General features: G+C 68.4%; 16 protein-coding genes. 12 read left to right on the forward strand and 4 right to left on the reverse strand.

All coding sequences use genetic code 11. The features are described from left to right. Together IEW34_RS07155 and IEW34_RS07160 are read right to left on the reverse strand one after the other, a co-directional pair. Positions 1 to 1,203 (reverse strand): glycosyltransferase family 2 protein, encoded by a 1,203-nt coding sequence (locus tag IEW34_RS07155; RefSeq protein WP_188608448.1) that lies wholly within the window; start codon positions 1,201 to 1,203, stop codon positions 1 to 3. Then, complete coding sequence (locus tag IEW34_RS07160; RefSeq protein ID WP_188608449.1) at positions 1,200 to 1,520, reverse strand: hypothetical protein; 321 nt, start codon at positions 1,518 to 1,520, stop codon at positions 1,200 to 1,202. Before IEW34_RS07160 ends, IEW34_RS07155 begins: the two co-directional genes overlap by 4 nt. Positions 1,521 to 1,852: 332 nt before the next feature. On the opposite strand from IEW34_RS07160, the gene IEW34_RS07165 reads away from it, so the two are divergent. The 12 genes from IEW34_RS07165 (at position 1,853) to IEW34_RS07220 (ending at position 15,079) form a co-directional block, all read left to right on the forward strand. Further along, positions 1,853 to 2,794 (forward strand): septal ring lytic transglycosylase RlpA family protein, encoded by a 942-nt coding sequence (locus tag IEW34_RS07165; RefSeq protein WP_244641844.1) that lies wholly within the window; start codon positions 1,853 to 1,855, stop codon positions 2,792 to 2,794. A gap of 43 nt (positions 2,795 to 2,837) precedes the next feature. Then, a complete protein-coding gene (locus IEW34_RS07170; protein ID WP_188608451.1) occupies positions 2,838 to 4,070 on the forward strand; it encodes a D-alanyl-D-alanine carboxypeptidase family protein in 1,233 nt (410 codons plus the stop codon). Further along, positions 4,067 to 4,759, forward strand: a complete 693-nt coding sequence (gene tmk, locus IEW34_RS07175; protein WP_188608452.1) for a dTMP kinase — start codon at positions 4,067 to 4,069, stop codon at positions 4,757 to 4,759. The genes IEW34_RS07170 and tmk overlap by 4 nt, the downstream gene beginning before the upstream one ends. Continuing rightward, entirely contained in the window at positions 4,752 to 5,816 is a 1,065-nt protein-coding gene (locus IEW34_RS07180; protein ID WP_188608453.1) for a DNA polymerase III subunit delta', read from the forward strand. The genes tmk and IEW34_RS07180 overlap by 8 nt, the downstream gene beginning before the upstream one ends. 174 nt (positions 5,817 to 5,990) lie before the next feature. Then, the gene (gene metG, locus IEW34_RS07185; protein WP_188608454.1) at positions 5,991 to 7,550 is read left to right on the forward strand and encodes a methionine--tRNA ligase; all 1,560 of its coding nucleotides are present in this window, start codon (positions 5,991 to 5,993) and stop codon (positions 7,548 to 7,550) included. Next, positions 7,550 to 8,356: a TatD family hydrolase gene (locus tag IEW34_RS07190; RefSeq protein ID WP_188608670.1), complete on the forward strand. Its 807-nt coding sequence runs from the start codon at positions 7,550 to 7,552 to the stop codon at positions 8,354 to 8,356. The genes metG and IEW34_RS07190 overlap by 1 nt, the downstream gene beginning before the upstream one ends. Next, positions 8,353 to 9,156 (forward strand): MBL fold metallo-hydrolase, encoded by an 804-nt coding sequence (locus IEW34_RS07195; RefSeq protein ID WP_188608455.1) that lies wholly within the window; start codon positions 8,353 to 8,355, stop codon positions 9,154 to 9,156. The genes IEW34_RS07190 and IEW34_RS07195 overlap by 4 nt, the downstream gene beginning before the upstream one ends. A gap of 54 nt (positions 9,157 to 9,210) precedes the next feature. Beyond that, positions 9,211 to 10,164 (forward strand): hypothetical protein, encoded by a 954-nt coding sequence (locus IEW34_RS07200; RefSeq protein WP_188608456.1) that lies wholly within the window; start codon positions 9,211 to 9,213, stop codon positions 10,162 to 10,164. 185 nt (positions 10,165 to 10,349) lie between these two features. After that, positions 10,350 to 11,573 (forward strand): ABC transporter substrate-binding protein, encoded by a 1,224-nt coding sequence (locus tag IEW34_RS07205; protein WP_188608457.1) that lies wholly within the window; start codon positions 10,350 to 10,352, stop codon positions 11,571 to 11,573. Between the two features lie 112 nt (positions 11,574 to 11,685). Continuing rightward, a complete protein-coding gene (locus tag IEW34_RS07210) occupies positions 11,686 to 13,572 on the forward strand; it encodes an ABC transporter permease (protein WP_188608458.1) in 1,887 nt (628 codons plus the stop codon). Further along, positions 13,539 to 14,384, forward strand: coding sequence for an ABC transporter ATP-binding protein (locus IEW34_RS07215; RefSeq protein WP_210324464.1), 846 nt, complete (start codon positions 13,539 to 13,541; stop codon positions 14,382 to 14,384). Before IEW34_RS07210 ends, IEW34_RS07215 begins: the two co-directional genes overlap by 34 nt. Beyond that, positions 14,351 to 15,079 carry an ABC transporter ATP-binding protein gene (locus IEW34_RS07220; RefSeq protein ID WP_188608460.1) on the forward strand — a complete coding sequence of 243 codons (729 nt, stop codon included), beginning with the start codon at positions 14,351 to 14,353 and terminating at the stop codon, positions 15,077 to 15,079. The genes IEW34_RS07215 and IEW34_RS07220 overlap by 34 nt, the downstream gene beginning before the upstream one ends. Before the next feature lie 35 nt (positions 15,080 to 15,114). On the opposite strand, the gene IEW34_RS07225 is transcribed toward IEW34_RS07220, so the two are convergent. Continuing rightward, positions 15,115 to 16,206, reverse strand: coding sequence for a Zn-dependent alcohol dehydrogenase (locus IEW34_RS07225; RefSeq protein WP_188608461.1), 1,092 nt, complete (start codon positions 16,204 to 16,206; stop codon positions 15,115 to 15,117). A 129-nt stretch (positions 16,207 to 16,335) separates the two neighbouring features. Continuing rightward, positions 16,336 to 16,944 (reverse strand): leucine-rich repeat domain-containing protein, encoded by a 609-nt coding sequence (locus IEW34_RS07230; RefSeq protein ID WP_188608462.1) that lies wholly within the window; start codon positions 16,942 to 16,944, stop codon positions 16,336 to 16,338. Positions 16,945 to 17,130 lie beyond the last annotated feature (186 nt).

The following is a 17,130-nucleotide window of genomic DNA, read 5'->3' on the forward strand; positions in this document are numbered from 1 at the left end:
TCACAAGGCCTTCCCCGTGCCCGGCCCCGGGCGGAACCGGCCCCCGATCTCCGCTGCCCGCGGGCCGGAGGCGGCGAACACGGCAAGGCCGCCGTCCGGCGTGCCCCCCAACCGCAACTCGGTATCGCCCGGGCGGCGAACCCCGGCGCCCGCCCGCTCCACCGAGAACGCGTCCAGGGCGGCTCCGGCCCGCTGCGCCAGGGTGAGAATACGGCACCGGCTGCAGGCTTCGTCGGCGACCACGATCACGTGGTCCTCTCGACTGATCTCCCCCGCGAGGCGAAGGATCGCCCGCCACTCCGGGGTGTCGGCGACGAGGCCGGGACCGTGCAACGCGACGCGCGGACGGTCGCGGCGCGGGGGCGCCTCCGCCGTCCAGCGCACCGGCTCGATCGCCGGGATGGCGACGTCGTCGAAGAGCCGACGCGCGACATAGGAGCCCCATCGGTCGACGAACCTGGCGTGGTTGCGGGCGATCAGCGCCGTCAGCCGCTCCTCGTCCCAGAGCGAGCGCGAGGTGGAGTTCTCGTCATGTATCACGGTCACGTCGGCGCACAGGTAGGTGTAGTAGCCCAGCGCCCGTATGCGCAACATGAGGTCGACGTCCTCATAATAGGCCGGATCGAACAGCGGATCGAAGCCGCCGGCCGCCAGGAACAGCTCACGTCGCAGCAGCAGGCACGCGGCCGAGCAATAGTCGACGATATGAGCGCCGCGTGCCGAAATCCGCTCCACCGCGACGCCGGCCTTGCCGTGCTGGATCGTCCAGCCGTCCGGGTCGACATAGCCCCCCGCCTCCTGCAGGCGGCCGTCGGGATAGACGAACTTGGGGCCGACGGCGCCAGCCGCATGCGCCTCGTCGAGCAGGCGGACCAGCGGTCCGAGATAGCCCGCCGTCAGCTCGATGTCGTTGTTGATCAGGACGATGCGGTCGCCATGCGCCGCCTCGACGCCGATGTTGTTGGCTTCGCCGAAGAACAGGTTGGCATTGAGCTCGATGAGCCGCACGCCCTCGCGGGCGCCGAGCGCCCGCAGGGAGGGGAGGTGTTCCGGCGCGCTGCCGTTGTCGACGACGATGATCTCGAACGGAATGTCGCGCGTGTGCGCGACGATGGAATCGAGGCACTGCCGCGTGAGCTCCGGCTTGTTCCAGTTCACGACGATGAAGGAGAGCTGCACCGCGGCCGGATCGACGCCGTTCATGACGGCTCTCCGCGCGCGGCCGGGCGCTGCATCCCCGCCTTCGATTCGGCGCCCCCGGTGCGCGCCGGGGGCCGGTGAAGGCGTGCCGGGAGCGTGCGCAGCCGATCGACGACGCGGCGAGCCCAGGCAGTCGCCTGTTCGCAGCGCGACAGCCTCGTGGGCGCGGCCGCCTGCCGTTGCGCCACGAGCGCAATGGCCAGATTGGCCAGCGCCTCGGCCCGCGCCAGACGCTCCCGGGGGTCGTCGGCCGTCGCAGCCGAGCGGAGCGGCACCGGCTTGGCGGCCGATGCAGCCTGCTTGCCGCTGCCTACATGCACCGCAAACTCCTCATGGTCGAAGGCTCCCGCCTCTACCTGCGAGGCTAGAATGGGTCAAACCGAATCGGCCGGCCCGCGGCCGGCGCGCGCCGGCCGCGCCTGGGATGGTCGCAATTCTGCCACAAAAGAGCCTTGCCTTGCAGGCCCAGCGCGAGCGGTACGGGCCCTGTTCGGACGGTCCGGCCATTGCACGGCGCAACTGCGCCAACGATGTGCCGAAACAGGGATTGAACGAACCTATGCGATCGAAACGGCTTGCGTTCCAACCGAAGCGATCGATTCCAGCCGTCTCTCTCCATCCTTCGTCGACCACTGCAAAGCTGCTCGGGGCCGTGGCCCTCGGGCTGCTAACGGCCAATTGCGCGAACCAGCTGGAGCGGCAGGTCAAGCTTCAGGCGGAGCGCGGCCAGGCCAAATATGGCGTGGCACCGGGCTATCGGGGCGCGGGCATACCCAAGGGCGGCGGCCGCTCCATGGTCGGCAACAGCTACCGGGTCGGCGGCAGGACCTATACGCCGACGGTCGACCCGGACTACACCGCCGTGGGCCTCGCGTCGTGGTACGGCCCCGGCTTCCACGGCCGACGGACCGCCAACGGCGAAATCTTCGATCGCCACTCCTTCGCCGCTGCCCATCCGACCCTGCCGTTGCCCAGTTACGTGCGGGTCACCAATCTGGCCAACAACCACTCGATGGTCGTCCGCGTCAACGATCGCGGCCCGTTTCATGGCAGGCGCATCATCGACGTCTCGCAGCGTACGGCGGAGGTGCTCGCGTTTCGCCACGTCGGCACCGCGCGGGTCAAGGTCGAATACCTCAGCCCGGCGGACGTCGACGGCAGCGACGACGCCAAGCTGTTGGCCACCCTCGATGACGGTTCCGGTTCGGGCACAGATGCGGCGCCGGCCCCCGTGCTGGTGGCGGCTGCGCCGGCCAGTCCCGAGCTGGCGGGCGGCCAGGCGTCGCCCGCCGCCGTGCCGCCCGTCGAGGCGACCGGCACGGCGCTCGTGCCCCTGACGGCTGCGGCGGATGTCGATGCGGCCGGTGAGGACGAAGAGGGACAGGCCGCCCTGCCACAGGCCAACGCCCCCTTGCCGCCGCGACGGCCGACAGATGTGGACTCGGCAGCCGCGGACGAGGACAGCGGGCAAAGCTCGGTGGCGAAGGCTGGTCCGACTGCCGTCGAGGCGCCCGGTCGCAGTGATCGCAACGCATTCGCCGCGCTGCTCAAGCGGGCCGCCGCCGGACCCACCGCCCCCACGCACGGGCGTTGACGCGGCTGTTGCCATCGCCGAGCGTCAGCCACACATTGGCGCTATGACGGGACCTCGCATATCCGGCCCGAGCGCCGGGCAGCGGCGGCGCGGCGCGGTGGCGGCGGCGCTCGCGGGGCTTTGTCTGCTCGGGCTAACGGCGATAGCGACGGCCGCCGCGCAGCCGAAGGAGACCAACTTTCAGTCTGCCGCCCAAAACGCCCTGTTGGTCGACGACGCGACCGGGGTCGTCCTCTACGAGAAGGCGGCCGACGAGCCCTTCGCACCCGCCAGCATGACCAAGATCATGACCGCGGCGGTGGTGTTCGAGGAGTTGCGCGCGGGCCGCCTCAACCCCGACACCGAGTTCCGCGTTTCCGAGAATGCCTGGCGCAAAGGCGGCGCGCCGTCAGGCGGCTCGGCCATGTTCGCGGCGCTCGGCAGCCGTGTCCGGGTCGATGACCTGCTGCGCGGATTGCTGGTGCAGGCCGGCAACGACGCCGCCATCGTGCTCGCCGAAGGGATTGCCGGCAGCGAGGCGAACTTCGCCGGATTGATGAACAAGCGGGCACAGGAGATCGGGCTCACAAAGTCGTTCTTCGTCAACGCGACGGGGCTGCCGGATCCCGCCCAGCGCATGTCGGCGCGCGATCTGGCGCGGCTGGCCAAGCACGTGATCCACGATTACCCGCGGGAGTATGCCTATTTCGGCGAGCGGGAGTTCACCTGGAACAAGATCCGCCAGCTCAATCGCAACCCGCTCATCACCCTCGAAATCGGTGCCGACGGCCTATCGACGGGCTATACGGAGGAGGGGGGGTACGCCCTCGCCGGCTCGGCCGTGCAGAACGACCAGCGGTTGATCGCGATACTCGGAGGCCTCAAGTCGGCGAAGGATCGGGCCACCGAAAGCCGCAAGCTGCTCGACTGGGGCTTCCGCTTCTTCGAGTCGCGGGATCTGTTCGCGGCCACCGCGCCGGTCGGCGAGGCGGAGGTGTTCGGCGGGGCCAGTGGCGCCGTCCCCCTGATCGCCAAGCAGCCCGTCAAGCTGCTGGCTCCGCGAGGCAGCACCGAGAAGGTCGTTGTGCGAATCATCTATAAGGGCCCGCTCGCGGCGCCCGTTGCCGCAGACAAGGAGGTCGCGCGCTTGATCGTCATGCGGGGCGATATCCAGGCCCTGGAGCTGCCGCTGTACACGCAGACGGCGGTGCCGAAGGGCAGCCTGCCGGCCCGTGCCGTCGACGCCGCGGTCGAGCTGAGCACCGGTTTCATCCGGCGCGCGTTCAAGAAGATATGAACAGATCGGGCCGAGGCCGATTCATTACGTTCGAGGGCGGTGAGGGCGCCGGCAAGTCGACGCAGCTGCGCCAGCTGGCGGCGGCCCTGCGCGCACGCGGCATCGACGTCGTGATCACGCGGGAGCCGGGGGGATCGCCGCGCGCCGAGGAGATTCGCACCTACCTGCTGGCCGGCCACGCCCGCGATCTCGGTGCCACAGCCGAAGCTGTGCTGTTTTCCGCCGCGCGCCTCGACCATATCGACCGCCTGATTCGGCCGGCGCTCGAACGTGGTGCCTGGGTTCTGTGCGATCGATTCGCCGATTCCACCCGCGCCTACCAGGGGGCCCTCGGTGATGTCGACACGGGCCTGATCGACGCCCTCGAACGGGTCGTGGTCGGCGACATGCGGCCCGATCTCACCATCGTCCTCGACATCGCCGCCCCGGTCGGTCTGGCACGCGCCGCCGCGCGCCGCGGCGCAGACGCCGCGCCCGATCGCTTCGAGGCCGAGGACGTCGGCTTCCACACCCGGTTGCGAAGCGCATTCCAGGCGATCGCCGAGCAGCATGCGGATCGCTGCGTCGTCGTCGATGCCGACCAGGAGGAGACGGCCGTGGCGGCGGCCATCGCCGCCATCGTCGAGCAGCGTTTCGAGGAGCTCGTTCACCCCCACGAACCCGTCATAGGGCTCCGCCGCAATGGCTGAAACCGACGATGCGCCCGGGCCCGATCAGGTCCTGGGGGCGCCCCATCCGCGCGAGCAGACGTCGTTGTTCGGCCATGCCGAGGCCGAGGCCGACTTTCTGCGCGCCTACCGCGCCGGTCAGCTGCATCATGCCTGGCTGGTCGGCGGCCCTGCCGGTATCGGCAAGGCCACTTTCGCGTATCGGGCCGCCCGCTTCCTGCTGACGCATCCGGACCCCGGCACGACCGCGGCGGCCGTCGGTCTCGGTGTGCCGCGGGACCATGCGATCGCTCGCCAAGTGGCGGCACTGTCGCATCCGGACCTCGCGGTGGTGCGCCGCGGTCCCCGCAAGGACGGCAAGGGCTTCTCCGCCGAGATCGCCGTCGCCGACGTGCGGCGTGCACTCGATCTGTTCGGCAGCACGGCCGGTGGCTACCGCATCTGCATCGTCGATGCCGCGGACGATCTCAATGCCTCCAGCGCCAACGCGCTGCTCAAGGCCGTCGAGGAGCCGCCGCCGCGCTCGGTGATCTTCATCATCGCCCATGCCCCCGCGCGCGTGCTGCCGACCCTGCGTTCGCGCTGCCGCCGGCTCCTGCTGCGGCCGCTCGGGACCAACGACGTCGCGCTGGCGGTCCGCAGCCTGGGCGAGCCGTGGGCGGGCGCGGCGGACGCGGTGGTGAGCGAGGCGGCCACGCTGTCGGGCGGCTCCGTCGGACGCGCGCTGTCGCTGCTCGATGCCGACCGCATCGCGCTGATCCACCGCGTGCAGGGGCTGCTGGAGCGCTTGCCGGAACTGGAGCTCGATACGCTCTACCGTCTGGCGGAGGACGTTTCGCGGCGCGACAGCACGCCGGAGTTCGAGGCCATGCGCGAGACCCTGGCGGACTGGCTGGCCGATCGCATCCGCGCCCAGGCGGGCGAAGGGGCTCGCCGGCTCGCCCCTCTAGTGGAGGCATGGGAGAAAAACGCCGGCGCGGCGCGCGAGGCCGAGGCCCTCAACCTCGATCGCCGGCCGGTGGTGATCTCGCTGTTCTGCGATCTCGCGGACGCCATGCGGCAGCCGCGAGCCGTCTGACGCAGGGCCGGCGGCGCCCGCAAATCGCGGATGCGCGCCGGGCCCGGAGGACACGTCGCCCGATCAAGCCGCTATACGGGGCGATCAAGGAGCGATATCGGTAGGTCCGTCGACGCCCAAGCCGCGCCGTTCCGGCCCGTCTGTCCCGAAATCGTCCCCAACACCGCATCATCCATGGCCGCCCGTCCGACCTTCTACATCACCACCGCGATCTCTTACCCGAATGGCGCTCCGCACATCGGCCACGCTTACGAGGCGGTCGCCACGGACGCGATCGCCCGGTTCAAGCGGCTCGACGGCTACGACGTCTTCTTCATGACCGGCGTCGACGAGCACGGGCTCAAGATGACGCAGACAGCGGCGAAGCTCGGCCTGACGCCCAAGGAGCTGTCCGACCGCAATACCGAACTGTTCGTCGCGATGTGCGACAGCCTCGGCGTATCCTACGACCGCTTCATCCGCACCACCGAGCCAGCGCATTTTGCGTCGAGCCAGGAGCTCTGGCGGCGGATGGAAGAGGCAGGCGACATCTACCTCGACACCTATGCCGGCTGGTATTCGGTTCGCGACGAGGCGTTCTACGACGAGAGCGAGACGACGCTCGCCGATGGGGGCCAGCGGCTCGGGCCTCAGGGCACGCCGGTCGAATGGACCGAGGAGAACACCTATTTCTTCCGCCTGGCCAAGTATCAGGATCGGCTGCTCGAACTCTACGAGCGCGTGCCCGACTTCGTCGGCCCGGAATCGCGCCGCAACGAGGTGATCAGCTTCGTCCGCGGCGGCCTGCAGGATCTGTCGATCTCGCGCACCACCCTCACCTGGGGCATCCCCGTGCCGCAGGCACCCGGCCATGTCATGTACGTGTGGGTTGACGCGCTGACCAACTACATCACGGGGCTGGGCTTTCCCGATGAGGCCGCGCCGCGCTGGCGCTACTGGCCGGCGGATGTGCACATCATCGGGAAGGACATCACGCGCTTTCACACCGTGTACTGGCCGGCCTTCCTCATGTCGGCGGGCATCGAGGTGCCGCGGCGGGTCTACGGCCATGGCTTCCTGCTGTCGCGCGGCGAGAAGATGTCGAAGTCGGCAGGCAACGTCGTCGGGCCGCAGGATCTGGTCGCCGCATACGGGACCGACCAACTGCGCTACTTTTTCCTGCGCGAGGTGCCGTTTGGCCAGGATGGCAACTACAGCCACGAGACGATCGTCGGCCGCATCAACGCAGATCTGGCCAACGACCTCGGCAATCTGGCGCAGCGCTCGCTGTCGATGGTCGCCCGCAATTGCGCTGGCCGCGTGCCGGCGCGGGGCGCCGATGGCGCGGCCGAGCGGGCCCTGCTGGAGGCGGCCGACGGCCTGCTGTCGAAGGCAAGGGCGGCGCTCCAGAATTTTGCGATTCACACGATCCTGGCGGACATCTGGGCCGTGGTGGCCGACGCCAATCGCTATTTCGCCGCGCAGGAGCCGTGGACCCTGCGCAAGACCGATCCGTCCCGCATGGAGACGGTGCTGTATGTGACGGCCGAGGTGTTGCGCAACGTGGCCATCCTGGCCCAGCCGGTGACGCCCGAGGCGGCCGGCAAGCTGCTCGACCTGCTGGCCGTGCCGGCCGAGGCGCGCGATTTCGCGCACCTGGGCGAGGCCGGCCGCCTCGTGCCCGGGACCGAGTTGCCACCGCCGCAGCCCATCTTCCCGCGCTATGTGGAACCGGAAGCGGAAACGGCGCCGTGATGCTCGTCGACAGCCATTGTCACCTCGACTATTTTACTAACGAACTCGCGCAAATTATTGCTCGCGCTGAGCAATCCGGCATTGGACGGATGGTGTCGATCTCGACGCACGTGCGCAAGGCCGCGACCTACCGCGCCCTGGCCGAAAGTGATCCGCGGATCTTCTTCACGGTCGGCACCCATCCCCACCACGCCGGGGAGGAGGCCGACGTCACCACGGCCGAGATCGTGGCGCTGGCGGAGCATCCGCGTTGCGTCGGCATCGGCGAGGCTGGTCTGGACTATTTCTATGATCGCAGCCCCCGCGACGTGCAGGCCAAGGTGTTCCGCACAAACATCGCCGCCGCCCGCCAGAGCGGGCTGCCGCTGGTTATCCACGCGCGCGACGCCGATGCCGACATGATCGCCATCCTGGAGGATGAGATGGGGAAGGGCGCCTTCAAGGCGCTCTTGCATTGCTTCTCGTCCGGAGCGGCGCTCGCGGAGGCGGGCGTCGCCCTCGGGTTGTACGTCTCGTTCTCCGGCATCCTGACGTTCCGGCGGTCCGAGGAGATCCGCCGCATCGCCGCAGAGGTCCCGCTCGACCGCCTGCTGGTGGAGACCGACGCGCCTTACCTTGCGCCGGAGCCGTACCGCGGCAAGCGCAACGAGCCGGCCTATACGGCACTGACAGCGAAGGTCCTCGCCGACGTTCGCGCCGTCGACGAGGAGGAGATCGCGCGTGTGACGACGGCGAACTTCTACCGATTGTTCGCCAAGGCCGCCGAGGCGGACCGGGCCGCGGGCATGGGGCGGCCGGCGGCATGAGCCTGGTCGCCACCATACTGGGCTGCGGCTCGTCGGCCGGCGTGCCACGGGTGGGGCAGGGCTGGGGCGCCTGCAACCCCGACAACCCCAAGAACCGGCGGCGGCGCTGCTCGATCCTGCTCGAGCGCACGGGTGCCGCGGGACGCACCACGGTGCTCGTCGACATGTCGCCGGACCTGCGCGAGCAGCTGCTGGGGGAACGCGTCACCCGCATCGACGGCGTGCTCGTGACCCATGAGCACGCCGACCACATCCACGGGATCGACGACCTTCGGCCGCTCGCCCTGGTGATGCGCCGCAAGCTCGATGTGTGGGCCGACGACAAGACGGCGGGCTACCTGAACGATCGCTTCGGCTATTGCTTCGAGACGCCGCCCGGCAGCTCCTACCCGCCGATCCTGATCCGGCGCCCCATGCAGATCGGCGTTCCCGTCAGCATCGACGGTGCCGGCGGATCCATCGAGGCGCTCCCCTTCGATATGCTGCACGGCGACACCACCGCGCTCGGCTTCCGCATCGGCGACCTGGCCTACGCCAGCGACGTGCACGCCATGCCGCAGGAGAGCGTCGCCGTGCTCCATGATCTCGACGTGCTGATCATCGACGCGCTGCGCTACACGCGCCATCCGACGCATTTCAATCTGGACCAGGCGCTGGCGCTGATCGCCGAGGTCAAGCCTCGGCGCGCCGTGCTGACCAATCTGCATACGGACCTGGACTACGACGTCCTCGCCGCCGAGACGCCGGCCCACGTCGTTCCGGCCTACGATGGCCTGCGCATCGAGGTGGCCTATCCCTGAGGCCGGACGATCTCTCTTCGCGCCTTGAAGACAATGGACATACGGGAGGAGAGCATGGACCGCGCATTCAGCACGGAGATCAGTGAGGTCGGTGACGCGATTGCGGGTCCGCTGCGGGGGCCCCGCCAGATGCTGGCGACCCAGGAATACGATGACCACGCGTCGATCCACGATGATGCGACGGCACAGAAGCTCGGCTTCAAGGGCGGCACGATCGAGGGCCCCACGCATTTCAGCCAGTTCGCGCCCCTGGGCGAGGCAATCTGGGGCCGCCGCTGGCTCGAGGAGGGCTGCCTGTCGGCCCACTACCGCAACCCGTGCTTCGAAGGCGAGCAGGTGCGGGCCTTCATGCGCAGGCCGGCGGCCGGGGCCACCCACACCACCGTCTGGATGGAGAAGGAGGACGGCACCGAGGTGCTTCGCGGCTCGGCCTCGGTCGGCGCCGGCAACCCTCCGACCGCCCTGGAGGAGCGCCTGAAAACCCTGGCGGCGCCCGAGCTGCTGGTTATCCTGCGGGACGTGAAGGTGGGTTGGACGAGCGGCCGCGTGCCGGTGACGATGGGCCCGACCCAGAACATGGGCGCGCTCTATCCCTTCTCCTTGGCCGACAAGCTCAAGGTCATCACCGAGCCGTCATCGTGGTACCAGTCGGAGTCGGATTCGCCGTGGCAGCAGCCGATCATCCCCATGGAGATGATCAGCGTGCTGCTGTCGGCACCGCTCGAGGGGCGCATCCCCGCCCGCGGGCCGGCGGTCGGCCTCTTCGCCGACCAGGAGATTCGTCTGGTCAAGGGGCCGTTGTTCGTCGGCGCGCCTTACGAGATGGAGCGAGAAGTCGTGGCGCTCAGCGGCAGCCGCCGCACCGAGAGTGCGTGGCTGATCACCCGCGTCTACCAGCCGGGCGGCCGCGACGTGATCGCGACGATGCTGCTCAATACCGCCACGCTCAAGGATTCCTACGAATCCTATGAGGTCGAGCGGCAGGCGCTCGAAGGCGCGAAGGCCTGATTCTGCACCTGACGCGCAGATGGTCACCGATTCGTTCCAATTGACCTGGCTCGGATCGGCTGGCCGGTGAGGCGCAGCCGGTCCGAGATCGATGTCGCTTCGTACACGTGGCCCCGCCAGCGCGAGGCGGCTTTCGTTCGCCGTCGAGGCATGGTTTAGGTGATGCCGTCCGCCAGAGGTCTCCGATGTCATCATTCCGAACGGCTTTCGCTCTCGCCCTGCTTTGCTGCGTGCCGGTGCTTTGCATCGCCGGTGGGGCGCGGGCTCAAGGTGCAGCGACGATCAAGATCGGCGAGCTGAACAGTTACAAGGCCCAGCCGGCCTTCCTGGAGCCCTACAGGAAGGGCATGGAGCTCGCCGTCGAGGAGATCAACGGCGCCGGCGGCGTCGCCGGCCGCAAGCTGGAACTGGTCGTGCGCGACGACGGGGGCAACCCGGGGGACGCGGTGCGTGTCGCGGAGGAGCTCGTCACGCGCGAGAAGGTGGATCTCCTCGCCGGCACCTTCCTGTCCCACATCGGTTTGGCCGTCACCGAATTCGCCGGCAGGCGCAAGGTTTTCTTCCTCGCCGCCGAACCGCTGACCGACAAGATCACCTGGCAGAACGGCAACGCGTATACCTATCGCCTGCGCACCTCCACCTACATGCAGGTCGCCATGCTGCTGCCCGCGGCCATCGCCGCAAAGAAGAAGCGCTGGGCCCTGGTCTACCCGAACTTCGAGTACGGCCAGGCCGCGGCGGCGATCTTCAAGGAGCAACTGCGGGCGGCACAGCCGGACGTGGAGTTCGTGACCGAGCAGGCGCCGCCGCTCGGGCGAATCGATGCGGGCGCGGTGGCGCAGGCCGTCGACGATGCCAAGCCGGACGCCATCTTCAACGCCCTGTTCAGCGCCGATCTGGCGAAGTTCGCCCGGGAGGGCAACACGCGCGGCACCTTCAACGGCCGCTTCGCCGTCAGCCTTCTGTCGGGCGAGCCTGAGTATCTGGATCCACTGCGCGACGAGGTGCCGGTGGGTTGGATCGTGACCGGATATCCCTGGTACGCGATCGAAACGCCCGAGCATAAGGCATTCATCGAAGCCTATCGCCGCAAGTTCAACGACTATCCGCGGTTCGGTTCGGTCATCGGCTACTCCACCATCAAGTCGATCGCGGCGGGCATCGCCAAGGCCGGATCGTCGGATACGGACAAGCTGCTCAAGGCGTTCGAGAACCTCAAGGTCGTTGGCCCATTCGGACCGTTCGAATATAGGGCCTGCGATCACCAGGCGACGATGGGCGCCTATGTCGGCGAGTTGGCCCTGCGGGACGGCAAGGGCGTGATGGTCGATGCCAAGTTCGTCGACGGCAACACCGTGCTGCCATCCTGCGCGGAAGTGGCGAGCCGCCGACTCCGGCCGCAGAACTGAGCCCGTGCCGGTGCGGCGTCGTTAGCCGGGCGCGCACGCCGTCAAGGCATGTCCCGATCAAATGGGAATGACCTGGTCGGACAGGCGCGCTCCAACGGATGACAGCCCAGCGATGGACGCCTTTCTGTTCCAAGCGCTCAACGGCTTCGCCTCGGCGTCCGGCCTGTTCTTCGTCGGGGCGGGGCTGTCGCTGATCTTCGGCGTGTCGCGCATCGTCAACAGCGCCCACGGCTCGCTCTACATGCTGGGGCTGTATTTCGCGTGGACCATTTCCCAGTACATGGGCGGCGCCCTCGGCTTCTGGGGCGGCATCGTGCTGGCCGCCATGGCCGTGGCCGGGCTGGGCGCCCTGATAGAGGTCAGCCTGCTGCGGCGCATCTATCATGTTCCCCAGCTGTTCCAGCTGCTGGCGACGTTTGGGCTCATGCTGGTCATCAACGACGTCGCCCTCGGGCTGTGGGGCGCGGAGGACCTGCTCGGGCCGCGGGCGCCCGGCCTCTCCGGCTTTGTCACCATCTTCGGTCGCCGTCTGCCTCAATACGACCTCTTCCTCATCGTCGTCGGCCCGCTCGTGCTCGTCGCCCTGCATCTGCTGTTGGCCCGCTCGCGCTTCGGCCGGCTGATCCGTGCGGCGACCCAGGACCGCGAGATGCTCGGCGCCCTCGGCGTCAATCAGGCGCTGTTGTTCACCGCGGTATTCGCGCTCGGCAGCTTCCTGGCCGGGCTCGGCGGCGCCCTCCAGCTGGCCAGGGAGCCGGCGAGCCTCTCCCTCGACCTGGCGGTCATCAGCGAGGCCTTCGTGGTGGTGGTCATCGGCGGCATGGGCTCGATCACCGGCGCCTTCGTCGCGGCGGTCCTCATCGCCCAGATCAAGGCCCTGTGCATCGCCATCGGCGTCGTGTCCATCGGCGAGCTGACCATCAACTTCTCCCAGCTGACGCTCGTTGCGGAGTTCGTGGTTATGGCCGCGGTGTTGGTCGTGCGTCCCTACGGCCTGTTCGGCCGGCCGCAGGGCGCGGTCCGCAGCGCCGGCGACGCAGCCGACATGCCGCTGCGGCCTGCGGGGCGGCCGCTTCTCGTCGCTGCGACGGCGCTGGCGCTCGCCCTGTTGTCCCTGCCACTCCTCGAGGCCCGCTTTCCCTACGCCCTGATCGTCGGCACGGACGTGCTGATCGCGGTCGTGTTCGCTACGTCGCTGCATTTCATCATGGGGCCTGGCGGCATGCACTCGTTCGGCCATGCCGCATACTTCGGGCTGGGCGCCTATGGCGCGGCGCTGGCCGTCAAGTGGCTGGCGCTGCCTCTAGGCGCGGCGCTCCTCTGCGCCCCGCTCGCTGCGCTGGCCGGGGCCCTGCTGTTCGGTTGGTTCGCCGTCCGCCTGTCCGGGATCTACCTCGCCATGCTGACGCTGGCCTTCGCGCAAATAGTCTGGTCGATCGCCTTCCAATGGGAGGAGGTGACCGGCGGCTCCAACGGGCTGCTCGGAATCTGGCCACCGTCGCCGTTCGACAACCGTGCGGCCTACTATCTGCTGACCCTGGCTGTCGCGGTCGTCGCAGTGATCGTCCTGCGCCGGCTGCTGTTCGCCCCGTTCGGCTATGCCCTGCGGGCCGGGCGCGACTCGCCGCTGCGCGCCGGCGCCATCGGCATCGACGTCAGACGCATGCAGTGGCTCGGCTTTGCATTGAGCGGCCTTGTCTGCGGGCTCGCCGGCGGCCTGTTCGTCTTTGCCAAGGGCTCGATCTCGCCGGAAGCCATCGGCGTCGGGCGCTCCATCGACGGCATCGTGATGGTCCTGCTCGGCGGTATTCAATCGCTGATCGGGCCGATCGTCGGGGCAGGGGTGTACAGCCTGCTGCAGGACATGGTCATGCGCCAGACCGACTATTGGCGCGCGCTGCTCGGCGGCGTGATCCTGCTCATCGTCCTGCTGTTCCCGGGCGGCATCGCCGGGGCGCTGGCGCGATGGACCCAGACACCAGCGGGAGCGAGCCGGTGACCACCCTCAAGATCCGCCACCTGACGAAGCTGTTCGGCGGCGTGCGCGCGGTCGACGACGTGAGCTTCTCGGTTCGCTCGGGCGAGTTTCTCGCCCTGATCGGGCCGAACGGGGCAGGGAAGTCGACCTGCTTCAACATGATCAACGGTCAGCTCGCGCCAAACGCTGGTGACATCCGCTTCTCCGGGCGATCGATCGTCGGCCTTCCTCCGCGGGCCATCTTCCGGATGGGCGTCGGGCGGACATTCCAGATCGCGGCGACCTTCGCGTCGATGACCGTCCTGGAGAACGTGCAGATGGGCTTGATCTCGCACGCCGCGCAATTGTTCGGCCTGTGGCGCCCGGCCCGCGTGCTGCACCGGGAGCCGGCGATCGAGCTGCTGCGCCAGGTCGGCATGGCCGATGCGGCAGACCGGGCCTGCCGCGAGCTCGCCTATGGTGACGTCAAGCGCGTCGAGCTCGCCATCGCGCTCGCCAACGCGCCGCGGCTGCTGCTGATGGACGAGCCGACGGCAGGCATGGCACCGCGCGAGCGCAACGACCTCATCGCTTTGGTCAAGCAGCTGGTGGTGGAGCGGAACATGGCGGTGTTGTTCACCGAGCATTCGATGGACGTCGTCTTTGCCCACGCCGACCGTGTCATCGTGCTGGCGCGGGGCAAATTGATCGCCGATGGAGCCGTCGCCGCCATTCGCGACGACCCGCAGGTCCAGGAGGTCTACTTCGGAACCGGGAAGACGTTCAGCCGCCGAACCGCTGGCCATCAGGCACCACGCCCATGCACAGACCAATCCTCGCCGTCTCCGCCTTGAATGCCTGGTATGGGGGGGCGCGCATCCTGTACGACCTCGACTTCCACATCGGGCACGGCGAGGTGGTCGCCCTCATGGGCCGCAACGGCGCCGGCAAATCGACCACGATGGAGGCGGTCATGGGCATGGTGTCGCGGCGATCCGGCTCGGTCGTGTTCCGCGACCGCGACGTGTCGAAGCTCGCCCCGTTCCAGATCGCGCGCCTGGGGCTCGGCTTCGTTCCCGGGGATCGCCGTATCTTCACGGAACTGACGGTGCTGGAGAACCTCGACGCCGGTCGTCAGCCGGTTCGCCGGGTGGCGGACGGGCCAGCACTACGGGAATGGACGCCGGAGCGCCTGTTCCGCCTGTTTCCCAATCTCGGCGCCATGCCGGACCGCCGGGGGGACCTCATGTCCGGCGGCGAGCAGCAGATGCTGACCGTGGCAAGGACGCTGATGGGCAACCCGCTGGCGCTGCTGCTGGACGAGCCGTCCGAGGGGCTCGCCCCGGTGATCGTGGAGCAGATGGCGGACACCATCCTCGAGCTGAAGGGGCAGGGCCTCTCGATCCTGCTGTCGGAACAGAACCTCCATTTCGCCGAATTGGTGTCGGACCGGGTCTACGTGCTCGAAAAAGGCCAGATCCGCTGGACCGGCAGCATTGCCGAGCTCGCGGCCGACCGCGACGTGCAGCGGACCTACCTGACGCTATAGCCGCAGCCGCGCGGAGCGCCGCCGCCCGCCGGCTCTCACGCGTCGAACATGATCACCGAACGCAGCACCTTGCCGGACTTCATGTTGGCAAAGCCCTCGTTGATCTCGGCGAGCTTGATCCGGGCCGAGATCCACTGGTCGAGGTGCAGCCGGCCCTTGAGATAGTGGTCGATCAGGCGCGGCATGTCGGTGCGGAAGCGGTTGGAGCCCATGGTCGAGCCCTGAATCCGCTTCTCGCCACGCAGGAACTCGAAGCCGTGGAGCTCGATGTTGGTGCCGAACGGGATCATGCCGATGATCGTCGCGGTGCCGGCCGGGCCAAGCATCTGGAACGACTGCTCGGCCGTCCGTTTCGAGCCGACCGCCTCGAAGGCGTGATGGACCTGGCCCTTGGTCAGCTCCTTCACCTGGGCGACCGGATCGCCGTCGGCGGCGTTGACCATGTCCGTCGCCCCCAGCTCCTGCGCCAGCGCGAGCTTCTGCGCATTGGTGTCGACGGCGATGATGCGACCGGCCCCCGCGATGGCCGCTCCGTTGATGGCGGCCATGCCGATGCCGCCGCAGCCGATCACGACGACCGTTTCGCCCGGCGCCACGCGGGCCGTGTTGAAGACCGCGCCCGTGCCGGTGATGACCCCGCAGCCGATCAGCGCCGCGCGATCGAGCGGCATGTCCTCGCGGATTTTCACCAGCGCGTTCTCGTGCACGAGCATCTGCTCGGCAAAGGAGGACATGTTGAGGAATTGGTGCAGCGGGCCTCCGCGATCCCACGTCAGGCGCTTGGATACGCCCGGCGGCAGCCTCACGTCGGTGCCGGTGCAGATGGCGGGGCGGCCGGAGGTGCATTGCTCGCAGGTGCCGCAAAAGACGGACAGACAGGTAATGACGTGGTCGCCCTTGCGCGCGTAGGTCACGTCGGAGCCGACCTCCTCCACGATGCCCGCCGACTCGTGGCCGAGCACTGCCGGCAGCGGGTGCGGATAGAGACCCTCCATGAAGTGCAGGTCGGAATGGCACAGGCCCGCGCAGGACGTCCGGATCAGCACCTCGCGGGGACCGGGCTTCTGCACCTTGACGTCCTCGATCACCAGCGGCTGATTGGCCTCGTGCAGCACGGCTGCCTTCATGTCCGCATCCTCCCGTCTTCTCTTGCTGGCGCTGCCGACGCAGTTGCCTTGGGACGAGCCTAGGCCGCGCTCCGGCACGGCACAAGCCGCCGGCTCGGCTCGATGCACGGGGGTGATCCGGCCGCCGCCTCAGCGATAGACGGCGCAGCCTTTCGCCTCGAGCTCAGCGAACCAGGCCGGGGCCGTCAGCGTCGTCACCCAGCGCAGATCGACCTTCTCCAGGCGCGGGAGGTCCAGCAGCGTTGCGGGCAGGCTGGAAATCGGGTTGCCCCGCAGGTCGACCTGGCGGAGCTCACCCAGGGCGCCGATCGCTACGGGCAAGGTGGTGAGGCCGTTGTTGCGCAGATGCAGCTCGCGTAGCCGCGTCAGCTTCGAGATGGCGTCCGGTAGCGCGGCCAGGCGGTTGTCCGTGACGCGCAATTCGATGAGGCCGGACATGTTGGTGACGGCATCGGGCAGGGTCTGGAACGCGTTGTTGCTGATGTTCAGGTAGCGCAATTTGACAAGCCGCCCGAGGGAGTGCGGAAGTTCGGTCAGCGCGTTGTCGTGCAGGTAGAGGAAATCGCTCAGGTCGATCAGGTCGCCCAGGCCGTCCGGAACGCGCCTCAGCCTGTTGTGACCCAGGTCGAGCATCCGAAGTGCCCGCAGCTCGCGCACGCGTTCCGAGAGCTCCGTCAGGCCGTTGTCTGCGAGCACGAGCGTCCGGATTTCGGTCCTGTCCCACACCTCGTCGGGCACGGCGCCGAGCCCTTGCTTCCAGAGCGACAGATCAAAATCCGAGCCATATCCCACACGCCAAGCCTACCGTTTGGCTTGGCTGGAGCCAAGGTCGGCCGATGGGTGCGCCTCCCATGCGACGGCCAGGTGATAGTTCCATAATATATCTTATGCGAATTAGTGGCCGGAAGCTCCCCTCCTGTCCGG

The sequence above is a fragment of the Chelatococcus reniformis genome (assembly GCF_014640075.1).
GTDB lineage: Bacteria > Pseudomonadota > Alphaproteobacteria > Rhizobiales > Beijerinckiaceae > Camelimonas > Camelimonas reniformis.

What these genes read in the sequence shown, in the direction of transcription:
- IEW34_RS07205 (WP_188608457.1), top strand. Translation starts at nt 10,350, where the DNA reads ATGTCATCATTCCGAACGGCTTTCGCTCTCGCCCTGCTTTGCTGCGTG.
- metG (WP_188608454.1), top strand. Translation starts at nt 5,991, where the DNA reads ATGGCCGCCCGTCCGACCTTCTACATCACCACCGCGATCTCTTACCCG.
- IEW34_RS07200 (WP_188608456.1), top strand. Translation starts at nt 9,211, where the DNA reads ATGGACCGCGCATTCAGCACGGAGATCAGTGAGGTCGGTGACGCGATT.
- IEW34_RS07190 (WP_188608670.1), top strand. Translation starts at nt 7,550, where the DNA reads ATGCTCGTCGACAGCCATTGTCACCTCGACTATTTTACTAACGAACTC.
- IEW34_RS07155 (WP_188608448.1), bottom strand. Translation starts at nt 1,203, where the DNA reads ATGAACGGCGTCGATCCGGCCGCGGTGCAGCTCTCCTTCATCGTCGTG.
- tmk (WP_188608452.1), top strand. Translation starts at nt 4,067, where the DNA reads ATGAACAGATCGGGCCGAGGCCGATTCATTACGTTCGAGGGCGGTGAG.
- IEW34_RS07210 (WP_188608458.1), top strand. Translation starts at nt 11,686, where the DNA reads ATGGACGCCTTTCTGTTCCAAGCGCTCAACGGCTTCGCCTCGGCGTCC.
- IEW34_RS07220 (WP_188608460.1), top strand. Translation starts at nt 14,351, where the DNA reads ATGCACAGACCAATCCTCGCCGTCTCCGCCTTGAATGCCTGGTATGGG.
- IEW34_RS07195 (WP_188608455.1), top strand. Translation starts at nt 8,353, where the DNA reads ATGAGCCTGGTCGCCACCATACTGGGCTGCGGCTCGTCGGCCGGCGTG.
- IEW34_RS07225 (WP_188608461.1), bottom strand. Translation starts at nt 16,206, where the DNA reads ATGAAGGCAGCCGTGCTGCACGAGGCCAATCAGCCGCTGGTGATCGAG.
- IEW34_RS07170 (WP_188608451.1), top strand. Translation starts at nt 2,838, where the DNA reads ATGACGGGACCTCGCATATCCGGCCCGAGCGCCGGGCAGCGGCGGCGC.
- IEW34_RS07215 (WP_210324464.1), top strand. Translation starts at nt 13,539, where the DNA reads ATGGACCCAGACACCAGCGGGAGCGAGCCGGTGACCACCCTCAAGATC.
- IEW34_RS07180 (WP_188608453.1), top strand. Translation starts at nt 4,752, where the DNA reads ATGGCTGAAACCGACGATGCGCCCGGGCCCGATCAGGTCCTGGGGGCG.